This window comes from Xanthobacter dioxanivorans (genome assembly GCF_016807805.1).
GTDB classification, from domain to species: Bacteria; Pseudomonadota; Alphaproteobacteria; order Rhizobiales; family Xanthobacteraceae; genus Xanthobacter; species Xanthobacter dioxanivorans.
This window is the reverse complement of sequence record NZ_CP063362.1, coordinates 6,145,289-6,165,898: the sequence shown is the minus strand read 5'-3', so window position 1 is coordinate 6,165,898 and position 20,610 is coordinate 6,145,289. Positions and strand designations below refer to the sequence as shown.

The 20,610-nt window shown below is 66.6% G+C and carries 17 protein-coding genes and 5 pseudogenes; 11 read left to right on the top strand and 11 right to left on the bottom strand.

Features of this window, described 5'->3' with window-relative positions; genetic code table 11:
- Positions 1–221 precede the first annotated feature (221 nt).
- Positions 222–1,136, bottom strand: coding sequence for a LysR family transcriptional regulator (locus EZH22_RS28860; RefSeq protein ID WP_203193722.1), 915 nt, complete (start codon positions 1,134–1,136; stop codon positions 222–224).
- A gap of 420 nt (positions 1,137–1,556) precedes the next feature.
- Between EZH22_RS28860 and EZH22_RS28855 the strand changes: the two genes are divergently transcribed.
- The 6 genes from EZH22_RS28855 to EZH22_RS28830 all read left to right on the top strand — a co-directional run bounded on the left by EZH22_RS28855 (position 1,557) and on the right by EZH22_RS28830 (position 6,443).
- On the top strand, positions 1,557–2,711 hold the full coding sequence (locus EZH22_RS28855; RefSeq protein WP_203193721.1) for an acyl-CoA dehydrogenase family protein: 1,155 nt from the start codon (positions 1,557–1,559) through the stop codon (positions 2,709–2,711).
- Positions 2,711–3,565: an FAS1-like dehydratase domain-containing protein gene (locus EZH22_RS28850; protein ID WP_203193720.1), complete on the top strand. Its 855-nt coding sequence runs from the start codon at positions 2,711–2,713 to the stop codon at positions 3,563–3,565. Before EZH22_RS28855 ends, EZH22_RS28850 begins: the two co-directional genes overlap by 1 nt.
- Positions 3,565–4,404, top strand: coding sequence for an HpcH/HpaI aldolase/citrate lyase family protein (locus EZH22_RS28845; RefSeq protein ID WP_203196820.1), 840 nt, complete (start codon positions 3,565–3,567; stop codon positions 4,402–4,404). Before EZH22_RS28850 ends, EZH22_RS28845 begins: the two co-directional genes overlap by 1 nt.
- A complete protein-coding gene (locus EZH22_RS28840; protein ID WP_203193719.1) occupies positions 4,401–5,150 on the top strand; it encodes an electron transfer flavoprotein subunit beta/FixA family protein in 750 nt (249 codons plus the stop codon). Before EZH22_RS28845 ends, EZH22_RS28840 begins: the two co-directional genes overlap by 4 nt.
- A complete protein-coding gene (locus EZH22_RS28835) occupies positions 5,150–6,094 on the top strand; it encodes an electron transfer flavoprotein subunit alpha/FixB family protein (RefSeq protein WP_203193718.1) in 945 nt (314 codons plus the stop codon). Before EZH22_RS28840 ends, EZH22_RS28835 begins: the two co-directional genes overlap by 1 nt.
- 124 nt (positions 6,095–6,218) lie before the next feature.
- A complete protein-coding gene (locus EZH22_RS28830) occupies positions 6,219–6,443 on the top strand; it encodes a hypothetical protein (protein ID WP_203193717.1) in 225 nt (74 codons plus the stop codon).
- On the opposite strand, the pseudogene EZH22_RS33075 reads toward EZH22_RS28830, so the two are convergent.
- Together EZH22_RS33075 and EZH22_RS33070 are read right to left on the bottom strand one after the other, a co-directional pair.
- Positions 6,422–6,817, bottom strand: a pseudogene (locus EZH22_RS33075) (IS5/IS1182 family transposase); the annotation flags it as partial. The gene EZH22_RS28830 and the pseudogene EZH22_RS33075 sit on opposite strands and share 22 nt — an antisense overlap.
- Before the next feature lie 126 nt (positions 6,818–6,943).
- Positions 6,944–7,138: pseudogene (locus EZH22_RS33070) on the bottom strand (transposase); the annotation flags it as partial.
- A 230-nt stretch (positions 7,139–7,368) separates the two neighbouring features.
- Here EZH22_RS33070 and EZH22_RS28820 point away from each other — a divergent pair.
- The 4 genes and pseudogenes from EZH22_RS28820 to EZH22_RS32190 form a co-directional block, all read left to right on the top strand.
- Positions 7,369–7,793, top strand: a pseudogene (locus EZH22_RS28820) (transposase); the annotation flags it as partial.
- Positions 7,794–8,264: 471 nt separating this feature from the next.
- On the top strand, positions 8,265–8,609 hold the full coding sequence (locus EZH22_RS32200; RefSeq protein ID WP_231711208.1) for a reverse transcriptase family protein: 345 nt from the start codon (positions 8,265–8,267) through the stop codon (positions 8,607–8,609).
- 48 nt (positions 8,610–8,657) lie between these two features.
- Positions 8,658–8,987 (top strand): hypothetical protein, encoded by a 330-nt coding sequence (locus tag EZH22_RS32195; RefSeq protein WP_231711207.1) that lies wholly within the window; start codon positions 8,658–8,660, stop codon positions 8,985–8,987.
- Positions 8,966–9,307 carry a reverse transcriptase domain-containing protein gene (locus EZH22_RS32190; protein WP_231711597.1) on the top strand — a complete coding sequence of 114 codons (342 nt, stop codon included), beginning with the start codon at positions 8,966–8,968 and terminating at the stop codon, positions 9,305–9,307. The genes EZH22_RS32195 and EZH22_RS32190 overlap by 22 nt, the downstream gene beginning before the upstream one ends.
- 61 nt (positions 9,308–9,368) lie before the next feature.
- Here the strand turns inward: EZH22_RS32190 and EZH22_RS28810 are convergent.
- A pseudogene (locus tag EZH22_RS28810) lies at positions 9,369–10,445 on the bottom strand (IS630 family transposase).
- 142 nt (positions 10,446–10,587) lie between these two features.
- On the opposite strand from EZH22_RS28810, the gene EZH22_RS28805 reads away from it, so the two are divergent.
- Entirely contained in the window at positions 10,588–11,706 is a 1,119-nt protein-coding gene (locus EZH22_RS28805; RefSeq protein WP_203193716.1) for an IS5 family transposase, read from the top strand.
- Between the two features lie 141 nt (positions 11,707–11,847).
- Here EZH22_RS28805 and EZH22_RS28800 read toward each other — a convergent pair whose 3' ends face one another.
- From EZH22_RS28800 to EZH22_RS28770, 7 genes and pseudogenes are all read right to left on the bottom strand, one after another.
- Positions 11,848–12,678, bottom strand: coding sequence for an ABC transporter ATP-binding protein (locus EZH22_RS28800; protein ID WP_203193715.1), 831 nt, complete (start codon positions 12,676–12,678; stop codon positions 11,848–11,850).
- A 28-nt stretch (positions 12,679–12,706) separates the two neighbouring features.
- The gene (locus EZH22_RS28795) at positions 12,707–14,032 is read right to left on the bottom strand and encodes an ABC transporter substrate-binding protein (RefSeq protein ID WP_203193714.1); all 1,326 of its coding nucleotides are present in this window, start codon (positions 14,030–14,032) and stop codon (positions 12,707–12,709) included.
- A gap of 63 nt (positions 14,033–14,095) precedes the next feature.
- Positions 14,096–15,184: a branched-chain amino acid ABC transporter permease gene (locus EZH22_RS28790; RefSeq protein WP_203193713.1), complete on the bottom strand. Its 1,089-nt coding sequence runs from the start codon at positions 15,182–15,184 to the stop codon at positions 14,096–14,098.
- Positions 15,185–15,186: 2 nt separating this feature from the next.
- Positions 15,187–16,131, bottom strand: a complete 945-nt coding sequence (locus EZH22_RS28785) for a branched-chain amino acid ABC transporter permease (RefSeq protein ID WP_203193712.1) — start codon at positions 16,129–16,131, stop codon at positions 15,187–15,189.
- Entirely contained in the window at positions 16,131–16,946 is an 816-nt protein-coding gene (locus EZH22_RS28780) for an ABC transporter ATP-binding protein (RefSeq protein WP_231711596.1), read from the bottom strand. The genes EZH22_RS28785 and EZH22_RS28780 overlap by 1 nt, the downstream gene beginning before the upstream one ends.
- A 44-nt stretch (positions 16,947–16,990) precedes the next feature.
- Positions 16,991–18,970, bottom strand: coding sequence for an AMP-binding protein (locus EZH22_RS28775; RefSeq protein ID WP_203193710.1), 1,980 nt, complete (start codon positions 18,968–18,970; stop codon positions 16,991–16,993).
- 404 nt (positions 18,971–19,374) lie between these two features.
- A pseudogene (locus tag EZH22_RS28770) lies at positions 19,375–20,609 on the bottom strand (phenylacetate--CoA ligase family protein).
- Between the last annotated feature and the right edge of the window lies 1 nt (position 20,610).

The following is a 20,610-nucleotide window of genomic DNA, read 5'->3' as shown; positions in this document are numbered from 1 at the left end:
GGACGGCATGAGGGAAGGCGTGGCACACAAAGGCCCATATCCGGACGGGCCGCCCGTGCGCGCACAGTCGAAAAGCTGAAGCCCTCCTGGCAATTGATGCTCTGAATACTTTTCACCCCTGCTTCTACCCAAGCTACGGCTCCCTCAGAGCGCCGACAAAAGCCGTTTCTGAATTTCAGCGATAACAATCCAGTATGTATCACCCTGGTAGGATTCCAACATCAAAGCTTGGTGCCCGGCCATTCACCGGCGGCGACGAGCCGGCACACTGTGTCGCCGAGCATCGTCGTGAAGGGACCAGTTAGGCGGCTGCCCGGCCGGTTGAGAGGCGTCCACAGGACCAGCGTGCGGTCGAGCACCGGGGATTCGATGGGACGGGCGACGAGGCGGCCCTCATTGACCCGCTGGAAGACGCTGACGAGCGGCAGGATCGTGCTGCCCGTGCCACGCTCGACGAAGGCGAGGAGGGTGGGTAGGATGTCGATATCGAGGATCACCTTAGGCGCGATGAGCGCCTGGCGAGCGGCATCATCGACCAGCTTGCGCAGCCCGTGGCTGGGACTGGGCAGAATGAGCCTGCGTGAAAGTGCTTCCGGCAGCGTGATGGGCTTCGCAGGCGCGCCCGGCGGCTCGACTAGGAACAGCCGCTCGAGCAGAAGCGGATGGGTGCGCACCAGCGGCACCTTCGCGCCCTGATAGGTCACACCGATGTCGATGGTGCCGCTCAGTAGCCAGTCCTGCACATGGCCGGAAAAGCCCGCGACGACCCTCAGCTTCACATCCGGATAGACGCGCAGGCTCTCGGTCACCAGCGGTGTCGCCAGAACCTCCGCCACCGTCGGCGGCAGGCCGAGGGTCACAGTGCCGCGGAGGCGATGATCTCGTGCCATCACGTCATGCACCATGGCGTCGACATCACTGAGAATCGGCCGGGCACGGTCGGCCAGCATCCGCCCCGCCTCGGTCGGAATGACGCCCCGCCCGTGCCGGCACAGCAGAGGCACGCCGAGCTCTTCCTCTAGCAACTGAACCTGCCGGCTGAGTGCCGGCTGGGCCACTCCCAAGCGCTCGGCGGCGGCGGTGATGCTTTCCAGTTCCGCTATCTGCACGAAGCTGCGCAACTGTCGCAGGTCCATGATGCCGTTTCCTTATGACTGATATGCTAAAAATACGCTTGAAACATACCTTAGAGCAAACCAGCATGAAAAAGCTCTATCAAGAAGGCGCAGTGCTCCAGCTAAAATTGAGGGGCACGAAGCGCCGCCAGCGACTCCAGTCGCTTTCAGGGGAGGCGATGATGAGGTGTTTCAAGGGGGGAGACCCGTTCGCGTGGCTGCTCTCTCAGGGGTGACACTTCTTGCGACGGGCGTTTCGCCAACTGCCAAAGATCATGGTCCGGTCGAGTTCTGGCGTCGACTCGCCTGGCTCTGCCAAGGCAGCGCTTTTGCCAATGTTGCGGCAGAATTTTGGCACCAGATTGCGTTCGGCCCTCCGACAGCGCCATCGGACGCCTCAGCCGCTTTCCCGAAGAACCGCGCCAACAACAGTTTCCTGGCATGCATCAGCAAGATCATTCTGAGATTCGCGAGGGAATTGCGAAGCAGTGCGCCGGCTTTCCCGGTGAATACTGGCGCAAGCTCGACCGCGAGATGGCCTATCCGACCGAATTCGTGACGGCGCTGACCGAGAGCGGCTTCCTCTCGGCGCTGATCCCCGAGGAATATGGCGGCGCCGGGCTGCCGCTGTCGGCGGCCGCGGTCATCATGGAGGAGATCCAGCGGCAGGGCTGCAACGGCGCGGCCTGCCATGCCCAGATGTATGTGATGGGCACGGTGCTGCGGCACGGCTCGCCGGAGCAGAAGGCGCGCTACCTGCCCAAGGTGGCCTCGGGCGAGTTGCGCCTGCAGGCGTTCGGCGTCACCGAGCCTACCAGCGGCACCGACACCACGGCGCTGCGCACCACCGCCCGCCGCGAGGGCGACCATTATGTGGTCAACGGCCAGAAGATCTGGACCAGCCGGGCGGCGCAATCCGACCTGATGCTGCTGCTCGCCCGCACGACGCCGCGCGACCAGGTGGCGAAGCGCACCGAGGGGCTGTCCGTGTTCATCCTCGACATGCGCGAGGCGCTGGAGGCCGGGCTCACCATCCGCCCCATCCGCACCATGATGAACCACGCCACCACCGAGGTCTTCTTCGACAACGTGCGGGTGCCGGCGGAGAACCTCGTGGGCGAGGAGGGCAAGGGCTTCCGCTACATCCTCTCCGGCATGAATGCCGAGCGCATCCTCATCGCCTCCGAATGCGTCGGCGATGCCAAATGGTTCATCGACAAGGCTTCGGCCTATGCGAAGGAACGGCACGTCTTCGGTCGCCCCATCGGCCAGAACCAGGGCATCCAGTTCCCCATCGCCAAAGCCTACGCCAACATGCGCGCCGCGGAGCTGATGGTGCGCGAGGCGATCCGGCTCTATGAGGCCGGGGAGAATCCCGGCGCCGAGGCCAACATGGCCAAGATGCTGGCCGCCGACGCCTCCTTCGAGGCGGCCAACGCCTGCATCCAGACCCATGGCGGGTTCGGCTTTGCGGAGGAGTACGACGTGGAGCGCAAGTTCCGCGAGACGCGGCTTTACCAGGTGGCGCCGATCTCCACCAACCTCATCCTGTCCTACCTGGCCGAGCATGTGCTCGGCATGCCGAGGTCCTATTGATGGCCCCGTCCGATCAGCCGGTGATCGACATGGATCACCTCAGATCCTGGATCGGCCGCGAGGACATCGGCGCCGAAGTCCTCAGCGAGGATCTCGCGCGCAAATACCACGCCATGTTCGACATGCCGGGCGCACCGCCGACCCATGGCGCGGCGGTGCCGCAGCTCATCCACTTCTGTCTCGCGCAGCCCGCGGTCCCCACCTCGGGGCTCGGCGCGGACGGCCATCCCGCCCGCGGCGGCTTCCTGCCGCCGGTGCCGTTGCCCCGGCGCATGTGGGCGGGCGGGGCGCTGACATTTCACGGCGACCTGAAGGTCGGCGATGCGGTGCGGCGGGTGTCCCGCATCGCCGACGTGGCGCTGAAGGAGGGACGCACCGGCCCGCTGTGCTTCGTCACCGTCGAGCATCGCGTGGCGGCGAACGGCACGCTCGCCATCGAGGAGCGGCAGGACATCGTCTATCGCCGTGCCGATGCCGGAGCGGCGGGAAAGGTGCCACCGGCGGCCGAGAGGGGCGCATTCGTCAAGCCCATGACGGCCGGCACGCCGCTGCTCTTCCGCTACTCGGCGCTGACATTCAACGCGCATCGCATTCACTACGACCGGCCCTACGCGACCGAGGTGGAGGGCTATCCGGCCCTCGTCGTGCAGGGACCGATGCAGGCGGCACTTCTGTGCACCTATGCCGCCGAGATCCGGGGCGCGCCACCCCGGCGCTTCGCCTTCCGTGGTCTCTCCCCGCTGTTCGACACCGACGCCTTCGCCCTGCATGCGACGGCGGATGGGGAGGGGCTGAAGCTGTGGACGGCGCGCGAGGGCGGCCCCGTATGCATGGCTGCGGAGGCTTCCTGGTGATGGGCGCGCCGCTCGATTTCACCGTCCCCCTGTTCGTTCCGGCCGATCGCCCGGACAGGTTCGCAAAGGCGGCGGACGCCGGGGCCGACGCCGTGATCCTCGACCTGGAAGACGCGGTGGCGACGGACGCCAAGGACGCGGCGCGCGCGGCCCTGCGCTCGGACTTCGCGTCGGTGCCGCTGCTTGTGCGCGTCAACGGCCTCGGAACGCCGTGGCACGCCGCCGACATGGCCGCCCTCGCCGGGCGCGCGTTCGCCGCCGTCATGGTGCCCAAGGCCGAGGCCGGGGAGGCCTTCGCGGCCTTGTGCGCGGCCTCGCCCGTCCCGGTGATCGCTTTGGTCGAGACGGCGCGCGGGCTCGCCGGTGCCCGCCTGATCGCGCAGACGGCGCATGTCGCGCGTCTCGCCTTCGGCAGCATCGATTTCTGCGCCGACCTCGGGTGCGCCCATGTGCGCGAAGCCCTGCTGGCGGCGCGCAGCGAACTCGTTCTCGCCTCGCGCCTCGCCGGCCTCCCGCCACCCATCGACGGCGTGACCACGGCCATCGACAATGCGGAGGCGGTAGCGGGCGACGCGCGACATGCGCGCGACCTCGGCTTCGGCGGCAAGCTCGCCATCCATCCCCGCCAGATCGCGGCGATCCGCGCCGGCTTCGCCCCGGACGAGGCCGAGATCGCCTGGGCGCGCAAGGTGCTCGCCAGCGGGGATGGTGCGGCAGCCGTCGATGGCACCATGGTGGATGAACCCGTGCGCATCCGGGCGCGGGCCATCCTCGGCCGGACGGCCGAGCCTCTGGCTGGCGTTGCCCCACCTGCATCCCACGAGAGGCGACAGCCATGAAGATCCTGGTGCCCGTTAAGCGGGTGGTGGATTACAACGTAAAGGTCCGGGTGAAGTCGGACGGGTCGGGCGTCGAATTGGCGAACGTCAAGATGTCCATGAACCCGTTCGACGAGATCGCGGTGGAAGAGGCGCTGCGCCTCAAGGAAGCCGGCAAGGCGACCGAGGTGGTGGCGGTTTCCATCGGACCGGCCCAGGCTTCCGAGACCCTGCGCACGGCGCTGGCCATGGGCGCTGACCGCGGCATCCTGGTGAAGACCGCCGCCACCGTCGAGCCGCTCGCGGTGGCTAAGATCCTCAAGGGCGTGGTGGGCGAGGAAGCCCCCGGCCTCGTGATCCTCGGCAAGCAGGCCATCGACGACGACTGCAACCAGACCGGCCAGATGCTGGCGGCGCTGCTGGGCTGGCCTCAGGCCACCTTCGCGTCCAAGGTCGTGGTGGAGGACGGCGGCGTGGTCGTCACCCGCGAGATCGACGGCGGCCTGCAGACCATCAAGCTCAACGGCCCGGCCATCGTCACGACGGACCTGCGCCTCAACGAGCCGCGCTACGCCTCGCTGCCCAACATCATGAAGGCGAAGAAGAAGCCCATCGCCGAGAAGACGCCGGCCGATTACGGCGTCGACGTCGCCCCGCGGCTCGAGGTGCTGAAGACCCAGGAGCCAGCCGGCCGCAAGGCGGGCGTGAAGGTGGGCTCGGTGGCCGAGCTGGTGGCGAAGCTCAAGGACGAGGCGGGGGTGATCTGATGGCCGTTCTGCTCATTGCCGAACACGACAATTCGGCCCTCAACGGCGTCACCGCCAAGGCGCTGACCGCTGCCGCCGCGATCGGTTCTCCCGTGCATGTGCTGGTCGCCGGCCAGAACGCCAGGGGCGTGGCCGAAGCCGCAGCGAAGCTCTCTGGCGTCGAGAAGGTGCTCCTCGCGGACGACGCGCTCTATGCACACCGCCTCGCCGAGCCGCTGGCGGCGCTGATCGTTTCCCTCGCCGGCTCCTACGACGCCATCGTCGGCCCCTCCACGGCGTGCGCCAAGAACGTGCTGCCGCGCGTGGCGGCACTGCTCGACGTGATGCAGGTGTCCGACATCATCAAGGTGGTCTCGCCCGACACGTTCGAGCGGCCCATCTATGCCGGCAACGCCATCCAGACGGCGAAATCCAACGACGCCAAGAAGGTGGTGACGGTGCGCACCGCCTCCTTCGCGGCGACCGGCGAGGGCGGCTCCGCCGCCATCGAGGCGGTGGGCGCGGCGGCCGACCCGGCGCTCTCCACCTTCGCGGAGGAGAGCATCGCCGCGTCCGACCGTCCCGAGCTGACCGCGGCGAAGATCATCGTGTCGGGCGGCCGCGCGGTGGGCTCGCGGGAGAAGTTCGCCGAGCTCATCGAGCCCCTGGCCGACGCGCTGGGCGCGGCGGTGGGCGCCTCGCGTGCCGCGGTGGATGCGGGCTATGCGCCGAACGACTGGCAGGTGGGGCAGACCGGCAAGGTGGTCGCCCCCGAGCTCTATGTCGCCCTCGGCATCTCCGGCGCCATCCAGCATCTCGCCGGCATGAAGGACTCCAAGGTCATCGTCGCCGTCAACAAGGACGAGGAGGCCCCCATCTTCCAGGTGGCCGACTACGGCCTCGTCGGCGACATCAATACCGTCATCCCCGAGCTTATGACGGAAATCGCCAAGGTGAAGGGCTGACGATTCCTTCCTCGGCCGATCGCTTGGACGGGCAATCTGGCCGGAGGTGTTACTTCCTCAAACGGACATTGCCTCATCCCCGCTTCGCCCGGAGATATATAGAGACGAGGAAGGGAGCGGAGCGATGACGATCGTGGTGTTGGGAATCGATCTCGGCAAGAACGTCTGCAGTCTGGCGGGGCTTGACGAGACGGGAGCCGTAGTCCTGCGCCGTTGGATGAAGCGTGATGGAGTGATAGACTTCATCGTCAAGATGCCGGCGCCAATCGTGGCGATGGAATCCTGCTGCGGGGCTCATCTCATCATCTTAGCCGGGTTCTTGCCGGCAATGGAGATGTGGTTCTTGTAGCCGAACACCGGGATGGCGATCTCGACCTTCGCCTTGGTGCCATCGTCCTTGGCCTTGCGGGCCTTTACCCGCTTCAGCGTCCAGCGGGCGTCCCGATCCTTCTGGGCAAGGTTGGCCGGGTTGGCGGCCCAGTCTTCGGGAATCCGCCCCTCCTTCAGCCCGCCTTCTCGGCGTCGGTGTTCCTCTGGCGCGGCGATGATCGAGGCGTCGACTATCTGGCCGGACATCGCAAGATAGCCGCGCCCCTTCAGCCAAGCGTCGAAGTCGGCGAACAGTTCGGTGATCGCACCGGCGCGGGTCAGCTGCTCGCGAAAGAGCCAGATCGTCCTGGCGTCCCGCACTGGATCTTCCAGACCCAGCCGGAGGAAGCGCATGTTCTTGTGCGCCCGCGTCGACAAGCTGTGCGCCCATCGACCCAGTGGTGTGTCCTGGGCAAGCACACGCGGCAGTACCGCTCTGGCCCCGTGGATCAGGTTCGCCCGCAGCTGTCGGTTGCCGCGCTTGGATCTGCCGAGCAGTTTCGGTCGGCCACCCATCGTCGCCTGCCGTGGGACGCGTCCCAGCCATGCGGCAAGGTCTCGGCCTCGCCCGAAGCTCTGCGCAACCCCGACCGCCGCCACAAGAGCCGTGGCGTTGATGGGCCCAATCCCTGGGATCGTCGAAAGACGACGGGCGAGCGCATCCTCGCGTGCCATCGCCATAAACTCCGCATCGAAGGCCGCGATCCTATCGTCGAGGCCGCGCCATTCCGCCCTCAAGTCCTCTACCAGCTGGCGCATGCGCGGGGACAGCCTGCCGTCCTCCTCATCGGCGAAAACGCTCAGAGCCTTATCCGAAATTAAGTTGAGCGGTGTCAGCGGGTTAGCTTGACGCCCGCCATGATCGTTGGTTCAGCGGTTTGGCAACGAACCAGAGGAAATCAACGATGTGGACCGACGCCGCTCGGGCGCAGTATGCCCGTGCGGACCTTGCTTTGCCAAGCGATTTGACCGATGCCAAGTGGGCGCTGCTGGAGCCGTTCTTTCCGCCTCCCTCGCATGTGGGGCAACCGCGCAAGCGGCCACTGAGGCGGATTGTCGAGGCGATCTTGTATCTGCTGCGGGGGGCCCGCCATGACGGATGCTGCCGCCATGTTTTCCACCGGTCTCGACAGTACGACGCTGGTTTTACCTGTGGTGGGACAACAGGCTGTGGTTGTCATTGAACCACGCGCTGCTGTTGATTGGGCGCGAAGCGGTTGGTCGCGAGGCCTCGCCCAGCGCCGGGGTGATCGACAGCCAGAGCGTGAAAACCACGGAAAGCGGCGGACCTCGGGGCTATGACGCGGGCAAGAGTGCGCCTCGAAGGCGCGTATCACCAGTGGAGGAAGGTCCCACCCAGAGAGTTGTCGATTGATCTGGAAGCTGACGAGCGGTTCGGCTGGGTAACTGGTCGGATCGAAGCCTCGTGACAAAGGCCGCCTTGGGTGGCGGAGCGATCCAGCGGGCCGTAACGCGAGTGAAGCCTGAGCAGGCCTCGAAAGAGTCAATGCAGACGCCGACCCGCCTCTTGCTCGGGGAAGGCCGTGCGGACAGGGAAGCAATCGACACACGCACCTGTCCGGTCTGCCGGGGTATTGGGCACGGCACGTTGGAAGGGTGATGCGGGTAATCGGGGGAGGCCCGTCCGGTCGGAGGTCGCGGCTTCGACATCGCGGTTGGCGATGGACCGGGCGGGAGTCGGACAGGGTCATACGACCGTTGAGGCCGGGCAACGCCGGCGGAGGAAAGGACCCCGACTTCTGGTGTGCTTTCGAAGTTGGTGAGGAAGGGGTGATTGGCGATGAACCTCGAAACACCCGAAAAGATCAGGAACCTGCAGAGGAAGCTCTATTGTAAGGCGAAGGTGGAGCCCGCCTTCCGCTTCTATGTGCTGTACGACAAGATCTGTCGCGAGGACATGCTGCGCCATGCCTATGCGCTGGCCCGCGCCAATGCGGGTGCGCCGGGCGTGGACGGCGTGACCTTCGCACAGATCGAGGCGGAAGGCGTGGAGAGGTGGCTGGCGGGCCTGCGCGAGGAACTCGTCACGAAGACGTACCGGCCACAGCCGGTGCGGCGGGTGATGATCCCGAAGCCGGGGGCGGCGAACGCCCGCTCGGCATCCCGACCATTCAGGATCGGGTAGTCCAGACCGCCGCCAAACTGGTGCTGGAACCGATCTTCGAGGCGGACTTTGAGGACAGCGCCTACGGCTATCGACCGCGTCTGCCGCGCACGCGACGCGGTCAAGGAAACGCACCGGCTGATCTGCCGGGGCTATACCGACGTGGTAGACGCCGATTTGTCGAAATATTTCGACACGATCCCGCATTCGGACCTCCTCAAATCGGTGGCCCGACGCATTGTCGACCGGCACGTGCTGCGGCTGATCAAGGTGTGGCTGAAGGCGCCGATCGAAGAGCGGGACGGTGATGGGAAACGGCACATGAGCGGGGCAGGCGAGCCAAACGCGGCACGCCGCAAGGCGGGGTCGCAAGCCCGCTGCTCTCGGTCATCTATATGAACCGCTTCCTGAAACATTGGCACCGCACCGGACGCGGCGAGGCGTTCCGTGCACACGTCATCTCCTATGCCGACGACTTCGTCATCCTGAGCCGCGGACACGCGGATGAGGCGCTGTGGACGAAGGCTGTGATGACGAAACTCGGGCTGACACTCAACGAGGCCAAGACCTCGGTGAAGGATGCCCGACACGAGCGCTTCGACTTCCTTGGCTATTCGTTGGGACCACACTACTTCCCGACGGCGGCCGGTGGTATCTGGGCGCAAGCCCGTCCAAGAAGAGCGTGCAACGGGTCAAGACGAAAGTCAGCGAACTCCTGACGCCAGGCAACAAAGGTGCGTGGCCGGAGGTGCGGGCTCGACTAATACCAAGATCCACTGATCAGAACCTGCGGGTCCAATCGCGGAGGCCGAGCGACATGATCCGCCAGGGTTGCTCGACGAGCTTGTTCCAGGCGTCGGAGCAATGGTCGACGATCTCGTCGTAGGAGCCGAACACGCGGTTCGACAGCCAGTTGTCGCGCATGAACTGCCACACGTTCTCCTGCGGGTTGAGCTCCGGGCTTTTCGATGGGATCGCGACGATCGAGATGTTGGTAGGCAGCTCGAGCTTCGGCGTCAGGTGCCAGCCAGCCTGGTCCATGAGCAGCACGGCGTGAGCGCCGGGGGCGATATGCAGGGCGATCTCCGCCAGGTGCAGGTTCATGGCGTCGGTGTTGCAGAACGGCAGAACGAGGCCGGCGGCCTTTCCCTCCTGCGGGCATATCGCGCCGAAGATGTATGCGGATCTGGTGCGCTGGTCGTGCGGTGCGCAGGGCCGCGTTCCTCGCTTCGCCCATCGCCTCGTGATCTTGTTCTTCTGCCCGATCCGGGCCTCGTCCTGGTATCTCTATGGGAGTGCCTCGCGGGAGAGACGCCCTGACCTTGTCCAGCTCGGCGGCAAAGCCCCCTTTTTGAAGGCTTCGATCGCGTCCGGATCCTGGGCATGGGGCCGGGGCCGGGCCGAAAGTTTGCGGTAGCCGAGCGCGCGTAGCTCGCGGCTCAGCGTCGGCCGCGATACCGATAGCGAGAAGTCGTCCCAGAGCATCTGTGCCAGATCGATGATCCGCCAACGCACGACCCCGTGAACGGCGGGTATGGGGCCTCGCTCGATCGCCTCGACCAGCGCCGCGCGATGAGCAGCTTTCAACAGCGACTGCGGCCCTGGCGCCTTTCGGTCGATCAGCCCGTCAGGACCCGCCGCGTTGAACTTCATCACCCAGTCCCGCACGATCTGCAACGTGACCCCGCCGATCCGCGCTGCCTCCGTCCGGCTCGCCCCCTCATAGATCGCGGCCAGCGCGAGCAAGCGCCGGGCTTGCGCACCATCCTTCGACCGTCTGGCGGCGGCCCTTACCGCGATGGCGTCGAAGTCGGTGCGAAGCGCGATGGGCATGGCAAACTCCAATCCGTTTGCCATCTTGAATCAGCGCCCGATGCCACTGGCAAGCCCTCAAGAGTCACGACCCGCGAGCTTTGGTATTAGCAGGGCGATGAAAAAGGCCCTTCCCAGGGGGAGCTTGGCGTGATTCCGTCGTGTTGAGGGATGACGGAGTGGTTCGATGCGCGGTTCGACCGAGAAGTCGGGGACGCTGTTCAGTTATGTGGATCTGGAGAGCCGGATCCCGGAGAAGCATCCGCTGCGAACGATCCGGACGATCGTGAACGAGGCCCTGACGGCGCTCGACGGCGACTTCGGTGAGCTTTACTCCGAGATCGGTCGCCCTTCGATCCCGCCCGAGCATCTCCTGCGGGCGATGCTGCTGCAGATCTTCTACGCGCTGCGCTCCGAGCGGCTCCTGGTGGAGCGGTTGGATTTCGACCTGTCGTTCCGCTGGTTCGTCGGCCTGGGCATCGACGATCGGGTCTGGGACGCCTCGACGTTCTCGAAGAACCGCGACCGCCTGCTCGATGGAGACATCGCGATGCGCTTCCTTGCCGCCATCCTCGACCGGCCGAAGGTGAAGCGCCTGGTCTCCACCGAGCACTTCTCCGTCGACGGCACGCTGATCGAGGCCTGGGCTTCGATGAAGAGCTTCCGCCGCCGCAGCGGCGACAGCTCGGGCGGACCTCCCGCCGACGACGGTTCCTCCGGTAAGCAGCCCGACGGCCGCAATGGCGAGGTCGATTTTCACGGTGAGAAGCGCTCGAACGCGACGCACGCCTCGACCACCGATCCCGACGCCATGCTCTATCGCAAGAGCCCCGGCGCCAGCGCGATGCTCTGCTACATGGGTCACGTCCTGATGGAGAACCGCAACGGCCTCGTCGTCGATGTCGAAGCCACCCGGGTCTCCGGCCATGCCGAGCGGATGGCGGCGGTCGAGATGGTCAAGGGCATCTCCTCGGCGTCAGGCACGCGGCGCGTGACGGTCGGGGCCGATCGTGGCTTCGACGCCCGCGACTTCGTCGAGGACATGCGCGAACTCGGCGCCACGCCGCACGTCGCGCAGAACACGTCGGGGCGCCGATCGGCGATCGATGGGCGCACGACACGCCATCCCGGCTACGCGCTCAGCATCAGGGTTCGAAAACGCATCGAGGAGGTGTTCGGCTGGGTCAAGGCGGCGGCCGGGCAGAGAAAGACCAAATTCCGAGGGCTTCCGAAGGTGCGTTTCGCCTTCACCTTCGCCGTGGCCGCCTACAATCTCGTCCGATTGCCCAAGCTGCTCACCGAATAAACGAGGAAAGGGGCAGAAGGCCACGGCTTGGACGGCAAAGCCGGCCAGATACCCGGCCGAGCCTCCAGCCAAAACCGACGATCACGAAAAACAACGCCGGCACACAGGGGCTATTTCATCACCCTGCTAAGTGGACCAGAATCAGCTCAGCCATCTCTTGCGCCGCTTGTAGGTCTTCACATTGCGGAAGTTACGGCTCTCGGCGCCGGCGGTGCCGAGATAGAACTCCTTCACGTCCTCGTTCTCGCGCATGTCCGCGGCCGGTCCGTCCATGACGATGCGGCCGGTTTCCAGGATATAGCCGTAGGTCGCGTATTTCAGCGCCATGTTGGTGTTCTGCTCGGCCAGCAGGAAGGAGACGCCGCGCCGGTTGAGGGCACGGACGATCTCGAAGATCTCCTCCACCACCTGCGGGGCGAGGCCCATGGAGGGCTCGTCCAGGAGGATCATGCGCGGCTTCGACATCAGCGCGCGGCCGATGGCGCACATCTGCTGCTCGCCGCCGGAGAGATAACCGGCCTGCGCCTTCCTGCGCTCGCGCAGGCCGGGGAAGGTCTCGTAGATTTCTTCCAGGTCCCGCCGGACGGCGCCTGCGCCATCGGCGCGGGTATAGGCGCCGGTCAGCAAATTCTCTTCCACCGACAAGTGGCCGAAGCAGCGCCGCCCTTCCAGCACCTGGATGCAGCCGCGGCGCACGAGGTCGTTGGCGGTGAGGCGGTCCACCCGCTCGCGAGCGAACATGACGGAGCCCTTGGTGACGTCGCCCCGCTCGGACTTGAGTAGGTTGGAGACGGCGCGCAGCGTCGTGGTCTTGCCGGCGCCGTTGGCGCCGAGGAGGGCGACGATGCCGCCCTCCGGCACGGTGAGGGAGACGCCCTTCAGCACCAGTGCGACATGGTCGTAGATCACCTCGATGTTGTTGACCGAGAGGATGGGCGGCGCGGCATGGCCGGCCGGGGCTTCGGGCGTCATCGCATGGCTCTCCAGGAACGGGCGGCGTTCAGGATTCCTTGCCGCAGTCGCGGGGCGTGATGCCCTTCTCCTTGGCGTAGCGGCCGGCCGCGTCCTTCAGCATGGGCTTGAGCAGGGTCTCGTCGGCCGTGTACCAGTCGGAGATCACCTTCCACTGCTTGCCGTCCCATTGCTGGACGCGGGAGGTGTGGGTGCCCTCGTGGTCGGAGCAGGTGATCTTGATGGGGCTGATCATGCCGTCGAAGCCCAGCTCCTTCAGGCGCTCCTCGTCCAGAGTCAGGTGCTCGATGCCCCACCGCACCTCCTCGCCGGTGAGCGGCTTGTTGCCAAACTTGGCCATGGCGGTGCGGATGCCCTCCACCCCCAGCATGGCGCCCACCATGCCGCGGTTGAACAGGACGCCGCTGGAATCGGTGGGGTTCGATTTGCCAAGGCCCCGGCCATAGACGTACTTGTCGAGGTCGTCATGGACCCGGGCCCGGCCCGCCCCGTGCTGCAGCATGAGCGCCTTGTAGCCGATCGCCTGGGTGCCCGCCGGGATCACGTCCGGCTCGGCGCCGGCGAACCAGAAGCCGATCATCTTCTCGCGCGGGAAGTTGACGTTGGCGGCTTCCTGGATGGCGGTCGGGTTCATTACCCCCCAACCCCACATGACCACATAATCGGGACGTAATTGGCGGATCTGGAGCCATTGCGACTTCTGTTCCACGCCCGGATTGGCTACTGGGATGAGGGTGAGCTGGAAGCCGTATTTCTTGGCGAGCGCCTCCAGCACCAGGATCGGCTCCTTGCCGAACGGGGAATCGTGATAGAGTAATATAATTTTGCGGCCCTTCAGCTTGTCGGGCCCGCCCAGTTCCTTGGCGATGTGCTGGACGGCGACGTCGGCGGCCGTCCAGTAGGTGCCGATGAGCGGGAAGTTCCAAGTGAAGACGCTGCCGTCCTTGGATTCCGAGCGACCGAAGCCGGCGGTGATGAGCGGGATCTTGTCCACCGGCGCCTTCTCAGTGAGGGCGAAGGTGATGCCGGTCGACAGCGGGTTGACGAAGGCGGCTCCGGTCGGCCCCTTGTTCTTGAGGCGCTCGTAGCATTCCACGCCCCGGTCGGTGGCGTAGCCGGTCTCACACTCCTCGTAGATGATCTTCACCCCGTTAATGCCGCCGTCCCGCTGGTTGATCAGCTCGAAGTAGTCGACGATGCCGTTGGCCCAGGGGATGCCGTTCGGCGCGAACGGCCCGGTCCGGTAGGACAGGACGGGGATGAACTGTCCGTTCTCCTCGCTGTGCGCCACCGCCGGCAGGGCCAATGCGACTGCCGCCAGAAGCGCGCCCAGCTTCACCATGTGTGTCTTCATCGGCGTTTCCTCCCAGGGAGTTTGGCCGGCTTTGGCCGGCTCTGGTGCTCCGCTTGCCGGCCCTCAGTAGGGGAACGGCCAGCGTCGGAGTTTGTGCTTGGCGACGGCCCAGATGCGGGCGAGGCCATGGGGCTCGAAGATCAGCGTCAGAAGGATGAGGGCGCCGAACACGCCGAGCGTCAGGTTGGACGCCGCATCCGCCGAGATGGGGATCGAGAGCCAGCGCGGGACGCCTTCCACGGCGAGCGGCAGCAGCCAGATGAAGGCCGCGCCCAGGAAGCAGCCGATGATCGACCCGAGCCCGCCGATGATGACCAGGAACAGCAGCTGGAACGAGCGGTCGATGGAAAAGGCGTAGGGCTCCCACGAGCGCAGGTTGACGAAGGCCCACAGCGCCCCGGCCAGCCCCAGGATGAAGGAGGAGACGGCGAACGCGGTCAGCTTCGCCTGAACGGGCCGGATGCCGATGATCTCGGCGGCGATGTCCATGTCGCGGATCGCCATCCATTGCCGGCCGAGATTGCCGCGCACGAGATTGGACGCGCCCAGCGCCACGAGCGCGGCGATGGCGAGCACCAGCAGATAGCGCTCCACCGGCGTGTCCACTTGCCAGCCGGCGACGGCGAGGGCCGGGGCGGTGACCGAGCCGGAGGGGGAATAGTTGGTGATCCAGCCGACCCGCAGGAACGCCCAGTCCAGGAAGAACTGCGCCGCGAGCGTCGCCACCGCCAGATAAAGACCCTTGATGCGCAGCGAGGGCATGCCGAAGACGAGCCCGATCACCGCGCTGGCGGCGCCCGCCAGCAGGAAGGTCGCGATGAGCGGCATGCCGGGCAGGTGCACGCTCACGTCGTAGGCGGCATAGGCCCCCACCCCCATGAAGGCGCCGGCCCCCAGCGAGATCTGCCCGCAATAACCAACCAGCAGGTTGAGGCCGATGCCGGCGACGGAGAGGATCAGGAGGGGGACCAGCACCGCACTGAACAGATAGTCGCCGGCGAAGGGCGGCACGCCTGCCACGTGGAGCAGCGGCACCGCGACGAAGGCGATGGCCAGGAGCACGCGGATGCCGATGCGGTCCTCCCGGATGGGGAAGATCGCCATGTCCTCCCGGTAGCGATCGTGGAAATGACCGGCCTCGCGATAGAACATGATCAGATCCGCTCGATGATGCGGTCCCCGAACAGCCCCTGCGGGCGCACCAGGAGGACCAGGAGGGCGACGACATAGGCGAACCATTGCTCGATCCCGCCGCCGATGGCGGTGCCAAGATAGACCTCGGCCAGCTTCTCGCCCGCGCCGATGAGGAGGCCGCCAACGATGGCGCCGGGGATGGAGGTGAGCCCGCCGACGATGATCACCGGCAGCGCCTTCAGAGCGACATAGACGAGGGAGAACTGCACCCCCACCTTCGAGCCCCACGCCGCCGCGGCGGCGATGGCCACGAAGCCCGCCACCATCCACACGATGAACCAGACGCGCGTGAGGGGAATGCCCACCGACTGTGCGGCGGCGTGATCGTCGGCCACCGCCCGCAGGGCGCGGCCCACCTGCGTCCGTTGGAAGAAGACGGCCAGCGCCACCACCAGCAGCGCCGCCAGCACCGCCGACCATAGGTCGAGCTGGTTCAGCAGGATGCCGCCGTCGAACACGCTCTCCAGCACGAACAGGCTTTCGCGCGGCAGGCCGATGTCGAGCTTGTAGACCTGGGCGCCGAAGATCTGCTGGCCGAGGCCCTCCAGCACGAAGGTGATGCCGATGGTGGCCATGAACAGGGTGAGGGCGGTCTGGTTGACGAGCTTGCGCAGGGCGAACCGCTCCACTCCCCAGGCGATGCCGGTCATCAGCGCGCCGGAGAAGGCGATAGCGAGCATCAGCGCCGGCCAGAAGGGTGCCCGGGGCTCCAGCCAGCCGAGGGCGCGCACCAAAGCGAGCCCCGCCACCAGTACCATGGCGCCCTGGGCGAAGTTGAACACGCCGGAGGCCTTGAAGATGAGCACGAAGCCCAGCGCCACCATGGCATAGAGGACCCCCGACAGGAGCCCGGAGACGAGCACCTCCACGAAGAAGGCGATCTTGGCCGGATCGAGCCCGAGCATCACGCACCTCCCTTTCCCAGATAGGCGTCGATGACGCGCGGGTCGCTCTTGACCTCCGCGGGGGTGCCGTCGGCGATCTTGCAGCCGTGGTCGAGCACCACGATGCGGTCGGAGAGGTTCATCACCACGCTGATGTCGTGCTCGATGAGGGTGATGGTGGTGCCATAGGCCTGGTTCGCCTCGATGATGAAGCGGCTCATGTCCTCCTTCTCCTCGAGATTCATGCCCGCCATGGGCTCGTCGAGCAGGAGGAGGCGCGGCTCCATGGCGAGGGCGCGCCCCAACTCCACCCGCTTCTGAAGGCCGTAGGGCAGCTTGCCCACCGGCACCTTGCGGATGGCCTGGATCTCCAGGAAATCGATGATCTCCTCCACCTTGCGGCGGTGCTCGATCTCCTCCCGCATGGCCGGCCCCACGCGCACCAACTGGCTCAGGATGCCGCGTTTCATCTTCAGGGCGCGGCCGGTCATGATGTTGTCGAGGGTGGTCATGCCCCTGAAGAGCGCTACGTTCTGGAAGGTGCGGGCGACCCCGCGCCTGGCTGCGGACCAGGGCCGGGGCTGGGCGCGGAGCTCGCCGTCGAGCACGATGCGGCCGGCGGTGGGGCGGTAGAAGCCATTGATGCAATTGAGCATCGAGGTCTTTCCGGCACCGTTGGGACCGATGATGGCGCGGATCTCGCCGGCGCGGACGTCGAAGGAGACATCGTTCAGGGCTCTCACTCCGCCGAAGCTGAGACTGACATGGTCGATCTCCAGCAGCGGGGCTGGCCCGGCCGCGCTGCGTGCCAGCGGGGCAGCGGTGGCGGATGCCATCCCCGTCAATGGTCGGGCGGCGGCGGTCGGGGAAGGAAGCGCGCTCATGCTGCCAGCGTCTCGGCTTTTCGGTGGTGTGCGCGGCCCGTTTCGTCCACCTCGGCAAGGGCGAGGGTCGCCTCGATGCGGCCCTTGCGGCCGTCCTCGAAGGTGACCTCAGTGCTCACGAAGCATTCGCGCGCGTCCCCATAGAGGGCGGCGATGAGGCCGGCGTATTTTTCCTGGACGAAGGCGCGGCGCACCTTGCGGGTCCGCGTCAACTCGCCGTCGTCGGCATCGAGCTCCTTGTGGAGGATGACGAAGCGAGAGATGGCCGCGCCAGCCATGGCAGGCTCGGCGGCAAGATCCCGGTTCACCTGGCGAATATGGCTACGGACGATGTCATAGACTTGCGGCAGCGCCGCAAGCTCCTGGTAGGAGCCGTAGGTCACGCCGTTGCGCTCGGCCCAGTTGCCCACCGCGGTCAGGTCGATGTTGATGAAGGCGGCGACATAGTCGCGCCCATCGCCGAAGGCCACCGCCTCCTTGATGTTGGGAAAGAACTTCAGCTTGTTCTCGATGTATTTGGGGGCGAATAGGGTGCCGTCGGTGAGGCGCCCCACGTCCTTGGCGCGGTCGATGACGCGCAGGTGCCCGTCTTGGCCGATGAAGCCGGCATCGCCGGTGCGCACGAAGCCGTCGGGGGTCAGCGTCTCCGCGGTGCGGTCCGGATCCGCGAGATATTCCACGAACTGGCCGGGCGAGCGGAACTGCACCTCGCCATTCTCCATGATGCGGATCTCCACCCCCGGCGCGGCCGGGCCCACCGTGTCGGAGCGGATCTGCCCGTCCGGCTGTGCGGAGATGTAGAGGAAGGCTTCGGTCTGGCCGTAGAACTGCTTCAGGTTGACGCCGATGGAGCGGTAGAAGGCAAACAGGTCCGGCCCGATGGCCTCGCCAGCCGTGTAGGCGACCTTGATGCGCGAGAAGCCGAGCACGTTCTTGACCGGTCCGTAGATCAGGGCCTCTCCTAGGGCGTAGAGCAGGCGGCCGTGGAGCGGCACGCGCCGTCCGTTGAGGATCGGCTCGCCCCAGCGCCGCGCCACGCCCATGAAGCGGGCGAACAGCCAGCGCTTGGCGCAGCCCGCATCCTCCATGGAGATCAGGATCCGAGTGAGCAGGTCCTCCAGCACCCGCGGCGGCGCGAAATAGAAGGTGGGGCCGATCTCGAAGATGTCGATGGCCACGGTTTCCGGCTCTTCCGGGCAGGACATGCAGAAGCCGGCCACAAAGGCCTGGGCGTAGTTGAGATAGTGGTCGCCGGCCCAGGCGATGGGCAGATAGGCGAGCACCTCCTCGGTCTCGTCGAGGCAGTCCGCCGCCACCGTCTGACGGGCGGCGCTGAGGGCCCGCTCGGAGGAGATGACAGTCCCCTTCGGCCGACCGGTGGTGCCGGACGTATAGAGGATGATCGAGGTGTCGCCGCCCCCGGTGCGGGCGACTAAGTCGGTGAAGGCGCGGCTGAGGCGTGCACCGGCAGTTTCCTGGCGGCCGGAGGCCATGATCGCGTCGAGGCTGGTGAGCGCGCAGGCCTCGCAGACATAATCGCGCATGCCGCGGGGCTCGTCATAGGCGATGAGCCGGAGCGCCGGCAGCTCGGGGAGCATGGACAGGAGCTTGTCCACCTGCTCCTGGTCCTCAACGATGGCGGCGGTCGCTTCCGCGTGGGCGAGCAGATAGGCCATCTCTTCGGCCACAGCGTCCGGATAGAGCGGAACCGGCACGGCGCCGGCGCACTGGGCGGCGAGGATGCTCCAGTAAAGGCGGGAGCGGTTGACGCCGATGACCGCCACGCGCGCGCCGGGTGTGATGCCCGCCGCCTTCAGGCCGAGTGCCAGCGCCTCGATCTCACGGGCGAGATCGGCCCAGGTCCAGGTCTTCCAGATGCCGTACCGCTTCTCCCGCATGGCGGGGCGGGCCGGGCGGCGGGCTGCATTGTCGAGCAGCAGCTTGGGAAAGGTGTCTGCGGCGTAGGTGTCGGCCACCTTGCATCCTCCCTCGACCTTCCTTGGATTTTGGATGGTCTTTCAACCATCGGAGGGGAGCCTAGCAGCGGCCGTCGAACTAAACAAGTGTTCAATCAGCTTGTCGGCATGAACGCTGTTGGCTGCCCCATTTGCTCCAGCTTGGCCGTTCTCCCGGCGGGCTCTGGCGACCGTATGGGGGAGCCGGGAGGCGTCGCCGGGCCGGTAGGTCCGGCGGAGGTCAAGAAGGAACGCCGGTTACCTGTCGGCCGGCATGCGGCCCTTCAGGGCCGGGTCGCAGGCATGCGCCTTTTCAAAGGGCGATTGCCCGTTGCGTGTTCGAGTGCAGGCGTCCGCCGGGCGCTGGCGCGCTGGCGCGTTGGCGGGGTGACCGGGGCGCCTTCGCGATCGCCGGACGCCGGTGCTCAGCGCATGTCGACGATGGCGCGGCCGTCCGGGGCCAGGGTGCCCGGGGGCACGAGCAGGACCTCGCCGCCGAGCTTGGTGATGTCCCTCAGCGCCTGCGCGATGGCCTGATCCAGGCCCGCGCCGGCGCTCGCGCATTCCGCCTCGAGCCGCAGGGCGTCCTGCTCCCGTGCGCGAAGGACCACGAGACGCACATTGGCGAGCTCGGGAAACCTCAATGCGAGCTCGGCCACCTGCGAGGGGTGGACGAACATTCCCTTCACCTTGGCGCTCTGGTCGGCGCGGCCCAGCCAGCCCGCGAGCCGCTGATTGGTCCTGCCGCACGGGGAAAGGCCGGGCTTGACGGCTGAGAGGTCTCCGGTGGACAGGCGGATCATCGGGTAGTCGGCGTCGAAGCGCGTGACCACCACCTCGCCCACCGCTCCCGGCTCCACGGACGTGCCGGTGGAGGGATCGACGATTTCGACGAGGCGCTCCTCGTTGAGGACCAAGCCGTCGTCCGGCACGCTCTCGTAGGCGATCAGCCCGACATCGGCGGAGGCGTATCCCTGAAGGACCGAAACGCCGCGGGCCGACAGCGATGCCCGCAGGGAGGAGGGAAGCGCCGCGCCGGAAACGAAGCCCTTCGTCAGCGTCGGCATGTCCCTGCCCAGGTCCGCCGCACGGTCGAGCAGCAGCTTCAGGAAGTCGGGCGTGCCGAGATAAGAGGTGGCGCCGTAGCGGCAGATGGCTTCCACCTGCTGGTCGGTGTTGCCGACGCCGCCCGCAATGACGGCAGCACCGATGGCGTGCATGCCGCTCTCGACGAAGCGGGCGCCCGGAGTGAAGTGGTGGGAAAAGCAGTTGATGGCGATGTCGCCCCGCCGCATGCCGGCGATGTCGCCCACCAGTCGGGACCATGGCCTTCCGGCTCTGCCACCGGTCCCGGGGACAGAAACAGGCGCCTGAAGGAGGAGACCGGCGCGCAAGCGAGCCCACCCAGCGGAGGGCATTCCGCCTGGAGCCGCATTAGGTCCGCCTTCCGCAGGATCGGCAGGCACGCGAGTGCCTGCCGATCCCTCACGCCGCCCGGATCGATGCCTGCGAGGTGGCGGCGCCAGCCGGGGGCCTGCATGGCGCGCGCGACTAGGCCGGGGAGCCGGCCGAGGAGGTTCCACTCCCGCGCTTCGGGATCCATGACCTCCCGGGCGCTGAAATAGATGTCGGAGATCACCGGCTGTTCCAGTGCCGTCATG